Source organism: Microcystis sp. M090S1, from assembly GCF_020246295.1.
Lineage (GTDB): Bacteria > Cyanobacteriota > Cyanobacteriia > Cyanobacteriales > Microcystaceae > Microcystis > Microcystis aeruginosa.
This window is the reverse complement of sequence record NZ_JADBTF010000308.1, coordinates 1-9,153: the sequence shown is the minus strand read 5'-3', so window position 1 is coordinate 9,153 and position 9,153 is coordinate 1. Positions and strand designations below refer to the sequence as shown.

The following is a 9,153-nucleotide window of genomic DNA, read 5'->3' as shown; positions in this document are numbered from 1 at the left end:
CTCACAGGTGCAAGATTTTGAGAGAATCTTCGTTCAAAACCTTGCGTCTTCATCGGCCCGTGTCCTGTAGGGGCGAAGCATTCGGGCAATAACCTATCGGTGAAACCGTAGATTTTCTATCCGAATGCTTCGCCCGTACTTTTTCAGCAGACCCTATATAGATGTCGGTTTTAGCAAATTCCCGTTACGAAAATCAAAACTACATAGTATAATGGTACTGTTAATTATTTTTGGAGGTGTCAATATGACATTAACAGAAAATCAAAAAAACCCTTTGCGATGGATAGTTAAAGAAGTACGGGCTGGTAATCTTAAAGAGGACAGTATTTGGTACATTAGGACTCTTACAGATTATGGTTGGGTTGATTACAAGGGTTTTGATAGCCCTCCTTATGTCGAATTCGCAACGTTCGATATATTAGAAGAATATGGTTATATTAAATGGCAACAAAAAAGCCAGAATCAATACAAGGGCGCTCTAACAGGAAAAGCTTATGAAGCGGTTGATTCTAACTTTGCTGAACCCAATCGCTCGGCTATTCGTCATCTAATTCCCTTGACTGAAGTTGAACATTTAGACTGCGAACTATGGGAGAGAGTCCGTTTTTCTGTGAGTGCGGGTGGAGATAATCCAAAAGCGTGGGATACTGCGATTCGCAATGCGACAGTGGTTTTAGAAGACCGCATGAGGAAACTGGGAAATATTGATAATATTAATCAAAAAGCCACGGGTAATGGTATTGTTAACCTAATTTTTGGAAGCAATAAATCTCTACAAAAAGATAAGCTTCCATCAGAAGAATTAGAGGCATACCGTGATTTATATTCGGGTACAATGAAGCTTTTTCGTAACCGTTACGCTCATCGATTCATCGATCCTAAACCAGAGGAGGGTGGAGAAATTATCGTATTCATTAATTTATTGTTGAAGATGCTAGATAATTTAGATTGGGAGACAGAAAACGAGAATACATAAATCTCTAATTCTTGTCTGGTTTAACGGTGGATTACGCTGAAGCTAATCCACCCTACTGTAGGATAATTGTCTTCTAGCTTCGTAGAGGATGACAGCAGTAGCGATCGCAACATTTAAAGATTCCACACCACCAAAGAGGGGAATTTTCACCGTTTCATCGGCTAAAGCCGCTAATTGGGGTGATAAACCGGCTCCTTCATTGCCTAATAATATTAAAGTCGGACGGGTAAAATCAATCTCCCAATGGCTTTTGGTGGCTGTGGGTAAAGTCGCAATCGCTTTTACCCCCTGTGCTTGATATTTTTTCACTAAAGCCGATAAATCCGATTCTACCACTAGGGGCGATCGAAACCATTCCCCGGCGGAACTGCGGATCACTTTGGGATTATCGATTTCGACGCTATCGAGACTTAACCAGATACCCTGTACCTCTGTAGCCACAGCAGTGCGGATAATAGTGCCGAGATTACCCGGATCCTGCAATCTTTCCAAAACTAAGCCCAATTGTAGCGGATTTTGGGGGACTGGATGAAGGTGATCACGGGAAATAGTGGCAATCACACCATCGGGATTAACCGTGGTTGCTAGGGAAGCGAGGACTTCCGGGGAAACTATCTCGACTCGTTTCGCCTGATTTTGAAGCTTCTCTGCTAATTGTGCCTGTCTTTGCCGCCACTTTTCAGTATAACAAACCGTCTCTAGGGAACAATTCACGGCTAAAGCCGTCCCTAGTAAGTGCGTTCCCTCAATTAAGGACAAATTCTGCTCCTGTCGCTCTCTAGTGCGGTGTAGCTTGCGAATTTGCTTGATTAAAGGGTTTTGAACACTGCTAATCATAGCCAATCGGATTTTTCACCCCGCTAGGGCTACCCTAAACAACCACGTCTTGAGGGAGATAATGCGGAACTCGGGACTTGAACCCGAAAGTCTTTGCAGACACTAGAACCTGAATCTAGCGCGTCTACCAATTCCGCCAGTTCCGCATTTTTCTTTCACAATCTTTTATTATACTATCGGACAATCCATAAGTCAAGATAGTTGAGATAATTAAGACAAAAATCGCTTTTCGGGGTAGAATCACCAATAATTTCCTCAAAAATCTGATAAAATGCAGTGTCATTTTGCCGAAGCTTTCCTTAGCCAAGACTGCCAACCAAGATAAATGAATCATCCTATGACCATCGATACCGAGCATCCCTATTTAGAAATTCAAGGTCGTCACTCTCTCAAGGGTGAAGTCAAGATCAGTGGTGCCAAAAATGCCGCTCTAGTCATTATGGCGGGGGCTTTACTCTGCTCCGACGAGTGCCAGATTAGTAATGTACCTGCCCTGGCCGATATCGAGCGGATGAGTCAAATTCTCTCGGCCTTGGGCGTGCAAGTCCGTCGCACCAGAGATAGACTAGAGATTGATGGCAGAGACCTCAAACAAGCTCAAGCACCCTACGATCTCGTCTCCCAGTTGCGGGCCAGTTTTTTCGCCATCGGACCGATTTTAGCCCGTTTAGGAGAAGCAAAAGTTCCCCTCCCTGGCGGCTGCGCCATTGGGGCCAGACCGGTAGATCTGCACGTTAGGGGTTTACAGTCAATGGGTGCAGATGTATTAATCGATGGGGGCATGGTACACGCCCGCGTTAAGGGTAATGGTCGTCTGAAAGGGGCGAATATTTATCTGGATTATCCCAGTGTGGGAGCGACGGAAACCCTAATGATGGCGGCGACTTTAGCGGAAGGGGAAACCATTCTCGGTAATGCGGCCCAAGAGCCGGAGGTGATTGATTTAGCCGATTTTTGTGTTTCCATGGGGGCAAAAATTCGCGGTGCCGGGACCAATACAATTGTCATCGAGGGAGTTTCCCGTCTGCACAGTACCGATTACAGTATCATTCCCGATCGCATTGAAGCCGGGACTTTACTGATAGCAGGGGCGATTACCCGCTCGGAAATCAGTCTTTATCCCGTGATTCCCAGCCATTTAGCTTCGGTAATTGCCAAACTGCACGAAATCGGGCCGGAAGTGGTGGAAGATGGTCCTAATCGTCTGCGGATTATCCCTAGAGACTTAAAAGCCACCGATATCGAAACCCTGCCCTATCCCGGTTTTCCCACGGATATGCAGGCCCAATTTATGGCTCTATTAACTTTAGCCGAGGGCAGTAGCGTGGTTAATGAAACGGTTTTTGAAAATCGTCTGCGTCATGTGGCCGAATTAAAGCGTCTGGGAGCAGATATCAAGGTCAAAGGAAATGTGGCTTTAGTGCGCGGTGTGCCTTTCCTCTCCGGGGCGCCGGTGATGGCCACGGATCTACGCGCTTCGGCAGCTTTGGTGGTGGCAGGATTAGCAGCCCAGGGGACTACTATTGTGCAGGGACTTCATCACCTCGATCGAGGTTACGATAATTTAGAGGGTAAATTAAGAGCATTAGGGGCAAATTTACGCCGGGTTGATCCTTTAGCCTTAGAATTGGCTACCCTGTCCCCATCTTAATAGAAAAAGGGCGAAGCATTCGGGCAATAACCTATCGCTGAAACCGGAGATTTCCCATCCGAATGCTTCGCCCCTACAGATATTATCTGACTTTTTCACCGCCTATTCATCTGCTGTAAAATAACGCTCTAGAAAATCGAGAGCATGATTCCTTAAATCATAATATTCTTGAGTTTCTCGCATGGCGTGACGATCCCGGGGATGGGGAAAAGGAACCGTTAAAATCTCACCGATATTAGCATGGGGCCCATTGGTCATTAAAACAATGCGATCGGACATGAAAATTGCCTCATCTACATCATGGGTAATCATAATCACCGCTTGCCGGTGACTCTCCCAAATTTTCAGAACTTCCTGTTGTAATTTTCGCTTAGTTAAAGCATCTAAAGCCCCAAAAGGTTCATCCATTAATAGCATTTTCGGTCGAGTTACCAAAGCGCGAGCGATGCCCACCCGCTGCTTCATTCCGCCGGAGATTTCTTCGGGATATTTATCAGCAGCGGCCGTTAAATGCACCATAGCTAAATGTTCATTAACAAGGCTATTTTTTTCAACTTTACTAGCACTTTTAAGAACTTCATCCACCGCCAAGCGAATATTTTCTCGCACTGTCAACCAGGGCAAAAGAGAATAATGCTGAAAAACCATCATGCGGTCAGCCCCAGGCTTACGAATTAATCTTCCCTCTAAAGTGACCTGTCCCGAAGAAGCTTGTTCTAAACCAGCGATAATTTTTAAAAGCGTCGATTTGCCGCAACCAGAATGACCGATCACCGAAATGTATTCCTGGGAACCAATAGTTAGATTGACCCCATCAAGGACAACAAAATTGCTGCCATCAGCTTGAGGATAAGCTTTAACGATATTTTTAATCTCTAAAAATTCCTCCCCGGAAAAGGAACTTGAGATCGAGTTAGGAACAGAGGAGAATTGAGCCATAATAATTATCCGTGCAAATAAAAGAATTGAGGTGAATTGGCGCGAATTTCAAAACTCTTGAGATAACCGACGAGATCGCTAGGATCAAAAGCTTTTTGATCGATAAAAGCCCCCGGCGGTACGACGTAATAATCCTCGCTGGGACAAACAATACCCATATCGTCGGCGATTTGACGGTATAAATCAGTTCTCCAAGCTTTTTTGGCTATTTCTTCCGCATTTTTGGGTATTTCAGCAATCTGTCCCCAGCGACCGGCTTGGGTGATTAACCAAAGACTTTCGGATTGCCAGAGAAAGGTAGAATGATCGTGATCGGCTTTGGCAATATCTTTCGGCATGGCGAAAAAAATTGTCGTCGCTAGGTCCTCAACCAGACGTTTTCGAGCATCGAAACCGCCATAGTTGTAATCCCCAACGATGCCGGGGCGGGTAAATTGTGGTTTTGCCCCTGTAAACGAGCGCCCGGAAATGATCGTCGCTACTTCCTCTCGATTTTCAGGTCGATCGCAATACTGACAAGCTTCAATCATCGCTTTGACTAAAGAGCGATAGGTTTTCGGGTTTTCTTCGATAAAGGACTCCATCACCGCTAGAATGCGATCGGGGTGTCCTTGCCAGATTTCCCGTCCCTGGGCAAAGGTAAAACCGACCCCTTCGTTACCGGTAATCGCCCTAGTGTTCCAGGGTTCGGCCACCATATAAGCTTGCATTGTGCCAATACGCATATTGTTGACCATCTGCGGCGGCGGAATAATCAAAAGACGAAATTCTTCGATCGGATTAATGCCCATCGATGCCGTCAGGTAACGCAGGAAGTATTCATAGATGGAGGAACTCAAGACCACTGCCCAGATGCGCTCTTGCGGGGGGATACTCTGGAAATAGGCTTGCAGTTGCTGGCCCGCTTGCTGAAGATCGCCATTATACTCTCGCCAAGGTCGAAGGCCAAAATCCCACATCGGCCGATTCAAGGTCATAGCGTTGCCGTGACGATGAATAGTCATCGCCCCACACAGAGGGGCAACCCGCGCCCCTTCTGCCCCCGTCCTCGCATTGGTAATCGCCCCGGAGACCACGGGAGAAGCGTCCAAGCGTCCGAAGATAATACCATCACGGGAATTCGCCCAACTTGCTTCCCGACTGAGGGTGACATTCAGTCCATACTTGCGAAAAAAGCCTTTTTCCCAGGCGACGGCGAAGGGGGCGCAATCATTGACGGGGACATATCCCACGGTGAGGTTAGGTTTTTCTAGGGTTTTCGGATCGATAATCGGGGTTACGGCTAGGGCTGCCTCGGTTAATCCCGTCGGGTTGCGACTGGCATTGATAGTACAGGCAGTCAGACTACCAGTAACCAAAGTCGTCCCCAATCCCTGAAGGAAGGTACGTCTAGATATGGGGGGAATCATGGTATTAACTGCCCGGTTTAGCGGGACGATGGGTGACAAGGATTTGTAAACGGCTAATTAGGTAATCGAGGATTAAACCGGTAACGCCGATGACAATCACCGCCAGAAAGACGGAACTAAGGTTTAAGCGATTCCACTCATCCCAGAGAAAAAACCCGATTCCCACACCTCCGGTTAACATTTCCACGGCTACGATGACTAGCCAAGCAATTCCTAAACTTAAGCGCAATCCCGTAAAAATGTAAGGCAAACTAGCGGGGAGGATAATTTTAAAAATCTGGCGATATTTGGGCATTTCTAGGACTCTGGCCACATCGATATAGTCTTTGGGTACACTACCGACTCCTAGGGCTGTATTAATCATGGTTGACCAGAGGGAGGTGATAAAAATCACAAAAATGGCCGAGGGTTCCGCGACTCCAAACATGGCTAGAGAGATAGGTAGCCAAGCTAGGGGGGAAACGGGGCGTAGAATTTGAATGATCGGATTGAGGATGAGCATAGCTGGCCGGGATAGCCCGATGAGAAACCCGACCGGAATAGCCACTAATGCTCCCAACAGAAAACCGATTAAGACGCGTCGCAAACTGGCCAGCAATAGCCAACCAATGCCGAGATTGCCCGGACCGCGACGATAGAAGGGATGCAGAATATAATCGAGATTGCTAGTCAAGGCCTGCCAAGGATTGGGCATCAATTCACTTCGGAAAGTCGCAATCATCCACCAGAGGGTAATCAGACCGATAAAACCCATCGCCGGATACAGTACCACATCCTTAAACAGCCAAGCTTTCGCTTGCCTGCCTGTGGCACGCCCAGCGACTAAAATAGCCGCAATATTCATGTTATTTACCCTTATATAAGGATCGAGGTACAGATAATGAGCAGTACCAACCAAGAATCCTGAAAGAGTCAGAATATTTACAGGAATATTTCCTATTCTGTTTCTCTTCAGTCTTCCCCCAATGCCGACGAAGTTAGCTGACGGGCTAGGACTGAGAGATGTCCTTTTCATTGACTGAAATTCGCCCCAAATTCGGTTCCTCCGCTTCAACAGACCACGGTTGAATTAGGCTGACTTACTCTATTTGCCCAGAATGATAACACATTCGATCGAGTTGTGGGAAAATCCCGGTCGCCCCTGATACTAAATCATTTTTTAACAGTATGATTAACTCCCAATCCAACTTTAAAAACCCACTCCCCACTTCCCCAATTCATAATTCATAATTCATAACAGGAGTCCGCAGCGATCGCATTTACCAAATCTTAGCCATTACTAATACAAACCCCGGCAATTCTGGATCACCACTAATGGTTTCAGGAGCATTTAAAATCTCCGGTTCTTGATGGGGACGATAAATATAGACTTGGCGATTTTGGCGATCAATTAACCAACCCAATAAAGTACCATTGGCAATATATTCTTCCATCTTTTTCTGCAAACTGGATACCGTATCACTAGCAGAACGCAATTCAATGACAAAATCGGGACAGATGGGGGCAAAAGAGGCTTTTTGTTTTTCTGTTAAAGCATTCCAGCGTTCTAATTTAATCCAAGCAGCATCCGGTGAACGAGTCGCACCATTGGGCAGCGTAAAACCCGCACTGGAATCAAACCCAAGCCCCGTTCCATCTAGTTCTGACCAGTTCCCCAGTTGCAGAGCTATATTAAAATTGCGATTACCCGTATCTGAAAAAGCAGGAGGCATAACGATCACTTCTCCACTAGCACTGCGTTCAATGCGTAAATCTCGATTGGCTAAACAAAATTCATAAAATTGCTCCTCCGTCATCGGCATAATCCAAGGAAGATCAATCATCAAAGGAGCCGAGGTCGCTTGCACAAGTAGTGTCGTCATATTTTCGCCCTACTCAAGAATTACACGAATTAACAACTGAATGCCCTTCAATCTTAACTTAGCTCTTGTCAACGGCATTATTGACTACTAAAAGATAGAAGGCGATCGCTCTTAACCTTGCTAAAGAAGCCTGACGAAGAGGAATGTAAATATTTATAAAAATGTAGCTTAGGATACAGTTTTTATGGGGAGTGTGTGATTTTCTGTTGTCCGTCTTTTCAGAAAAAGAAACCACAAAAGTCTCCTAATACCATCAATAAAATCCCACAATTACCCTTCATTAATTGGAGGGGTTTTTATCAGTTGACTGTTGATTGTTCACTGTTCCGTGAGCGAGATTTGTCCATAATTCAGCCGACAAACTACTATTAATGCTTGGGCATAGTTTTTCCTGGCTTAGGGAGATTGAAAGTTTAATTTTCCCTCTGTTATTCAAATAGAATTATGAAACCCTCTTGCTGAAAATGATTGTCGTGAGTTAACACTTGACTGATTTTTAAGCGCTGCATGACCGTCATTGAAATACAATCTGTCAGGCTATATTCTTTGTCTGGACGGCGGCGGTATAACTCGAAGCCTTGCAGGAATGATTCCCGGTTTTGCGGAATGACTTGAAGGCGGGGATTCTGGAGCAGATTATCGATAAATTCGACAGTACGTCGCTTCCGATTTGCTCCCCGGACTGACATAAAATTCAGTAGCTCTACCAAAACTTCATCCGTCGTCACAAGTTTAACGTTTTTGAGACTGGACGTAACTTCTCTGGCTCGTTGATGCCAATTATCTTGGGGATTGATTAAAGCAACCCAGTAGAAAGTGTCGGCAAAAATTTGTTTCATTGCCTTTTCTTGGGACTCCCATAAAGATAATGGTCATGCTCTTCTGCACCGTCAGATGGAAGCGGCTCAAGTTCTTCTTCAGGGAAGTTCAGATTCAACCTATCAACTATCTTTAAAATTGATTCTCCAGTCTCCTCTTGAGATATATCAGAAGCCATCAGATGAGTTTCCAGGGCATCTTTCAGTCGATTTAAAACGCCTTCTAGAGAGCTATCCTGGTAATCAATTGCTGCTAATTCAGGAGATTTGAGTGAATATCCGTCGGGATTCTTGGAGATGACAATGCTGATTTGATTGACCATAATCCTTCCTATCTCAGGCTAATCAAGAATTGGGACTTCTTTAGTCTAGCAAAATAAGCAGGACATTTAAGGTTCTTCAGGATTTGGAAATGATTGTTCATCGGGAATTTTAATTGTCTGTTTTTGAGATTGGGACTGAAAGTTTAATTTTCCCTGAATCTTTCTAACAGTTCTGAGCGAGATAAATTGGCCAGAGAAAGAAGTAACCCGGTGCGTTCCGAGATAGGAAGTTGGGCAATCTGTTCCACCAGACCAGATAATTCTGCATCTAGGGGGCCAAACCGTCCTTCCAGAAGACTGGTTATCAGCGATAGTTGTCCTTCTAAACTGCCTCGTTG

The 9,153-nt window shown here is 45.3% G+C and carries 10 protein-coding genes, 1 tRNA gene and 1 riboswitch; of the genes, 2 read left to right on the top strand and 9 right to left on the bottom strand.

Features of this window, described 5'->3' with window-relative positions; translation table 11 throughout:
• The first annotated feature begins 244 nt into the window (after positions 1 to 244).
• Positions 245 to 976 carry a TIGR02391 family protein gene (locus tag IM477_RS13340; RefSeq protein ID WP_287732112.1) on the top strand — a complete coding sequence of 244 codons (732 nt, stop codon included), beginning with the start codon at positions 245 to 247 and terminating at the stop codon, positions 974 to 976.
• Positions 977 to 1,018: 42 nt separating this feature from the next.
• Here IM477_RS13340 and IM477_RS13335 read toward each other — a convergent pair whose 3' ends face one another.
• Together IM477_RS13335 and IM477_RS13330 are read right to left on the bottom strand one after the other, a co-directional pair.
• The gene (locus IM477_RS13335) at positions 1,019 to 1,813 is read right to left on the bottom strand and encodes a TrmH family RNA methyltransferase (protein ID WP_287732111.1); all 795 of its coding nucleotides are present in this window, start codon (positions 1,811 to 1,813) and stop codon (positions 1,019 to 1,021) included.
• Positions 1,814 to 1,875: 62 nt separating this feature from the next.
• Positions 1,876 to 1,959: transfer RNA gene (locus IM477_RS13330), tRNA-Leu, on the bottom strand.
• A gap of 191 nt (positions 1,960 to 2,150) precedes the next feature.
• On the opposite strand from IM477_RS13330, the gene murA reads away from it, so the two are divergent.
• On the top strand, positions 2,151 to 3,464 hold the full coding sequence (gene murA / locus IM477_RS13325; protein ID WP_287732110.1) for a UDP-N-acetylglucosamine 1-carboxyvinyltransferase: 1,314 nt from the start codon (positions 2,151 to 2,153) through the stop codon (positions 3,462 to 3,464).
• A gap of 102 nt (positions 3,465 to 3,566) precedes the next feature.
• Here murA and IM477_RS13320 read toward each other — a convergent pair whose 3' ends face one another.
• The 7 genes from IM477_RS13320 to IM477_RS13290 form a co-directional block, all read right to left on the bottom strand.
• Positions 3,567 to 4,403, bottom strand: coding sequence for an ABC transporter ATP-binding protein (locus IM477_RS13320; RefSeq protein ID WP_287732109.1), 837 nt, complete (start codon positions 4,401 to 4,403; stop codon positions 3,567 to 3,569).
• Positions 4,404 to 4,408: 5 nt separating this feature from the next.
• Positions 4,409 to 5,812 (bottom strand): CmpA/NrtA family ABC transporter substrate-binding protein, encoded by a 1,404-nt coding sequence (locus IM477_RS13315; RefSeq protein ID WP_287732108.1) that lies wholly within the window; start codon positions 5,810 to 5,812, stop codon positions 4,409 to 4,411.
• Between the two features lie 4 nt (positions 5,813 to 5,816).
• Positions 5,817 to 6,656: a nitrate ABC transporter permease gene (gene ntrB, locus IM477_RS13310; RefSeq protein WP_043996816.1), complete on the bottom strand. Its 840-nt coding sequence runs from the start codon at positions 6,654 to 6,656 to the stop codon at positions 5,817 to 5,819.
• Between the two features lie 107 nt (positions 6,657 to 6,763).
• Positions 6,764 to 6,898: riboswitch (cyclic di-AMP (ydaO/yuaA leader) on the bottom strand.
• Between the two features lie 173 nt (positions 6,899 to 7,071).
• Positions 7,072 to 7,674, bottom strand: a complete 603-nt coding sequence (locus IM477_RS13305; protein ID WP_002797340.1) for a Uma2 family endonuclease — start codon at positions 7,672 to 7,674, stop codon at positions 7,072 to 7,074.
• Between the two features lie 428 nt (positions 7,675 to 8,102).
• Positions 8,103 to 8,513, bottom strand: a complete 411-nt coding sequence (locus IM477_RS13300) for a type II toxin-antitoxin system VapC family toxin (protein ID WP_287732107.1) — start codon at positions 8,511 to 8,513, stop codon at positions 8,103 to 8,105.
• A complete protein-coding gene (locus IM477_RS13295; protein ID WP_002752790.1) occupies positions 8,510 to 8,815 on the bottom strand; it encodes a hypothetical protein in 306 nt (101 codons plus the stop codon). The genes IM477_RS13300 and IM477_RS13295 overlap by 4 nt, the downstream gene beginning before the upstream one ends.
• Before the next feature lie 143 nt (positions 8,816 to 8,958).
• A partial coding sequence (locus IM477_RS13290; protein WP_353845544.1) for a DUF4351 domain-containing protein occupies positions 8,959 to 9,153 on the bottom strand: 195 nt, incomplete at its 5' end.

Bases quoted from the DNA above. Each gene is read 5' to 3' on its own strand.
- IM477_RS13340 (WP_287732112.1), top strand. From the start codon at position 245: ATGACATTAACAGAAAATCAAAAAAACCCTTTGCGATGGATAGTTAAA.
- IM477_RS13335 (WP_287732111.1), bottom strand. From the start codon at position 1,813: ATGATTAGCAGTGTTCAAAACCCTTTAATCAAGCAAATTCGCAAGCTA.
- murA (WP_287732110.1), top strand. From the start codon at position 2,151: ATGACCATCGATACCGAGCATCCCTATTTAGAAATTCAAGGTCGTCAC.
- IM477_RS13320 (WP_287732109.1), bottom strand. From the start codon at position 4,403: ATGGCTCAATTCTCCTCTGTTCCTAACTCGATCTCAAGTTCCTTTTCC.
- IM477_RS13315 (WP_287732108.1), bottom strand. From the start codon at position 5,812: ATGATTCCCCCCATATCTAGACGTACCTTCCTTCAGGGATTGGGGACG.
- ntrB (WP_043996816.1), bottom strand. From the start codon at position 6,656: ATGAATATTGCGGCTATTTTAGTCGCTGGGCGTGCCACAGGCAGGCAA.
- IM477_RS13305 (WP_002797340.1), bottom strand. From the start codon at position 7,674: ATGACGACACTACTTGTGCAAGCGACCTCGGCTCCTTTGATGATTGAT.
- IM477_RS13300 (WP_287732107.1), bottom strand. From the start codon at position 8,513: ATGAAACAAATTTTTGCCGACACTTTCTACTGGGTTGCTTTAATCAAT.
- IM477_RS13295 (WP_002752790.1), bottom strand. From the start codon at position 8,815: ATGGTCAATCAAATCAGCATTGTCATCTCCAAGAATCCCGACGGATAT.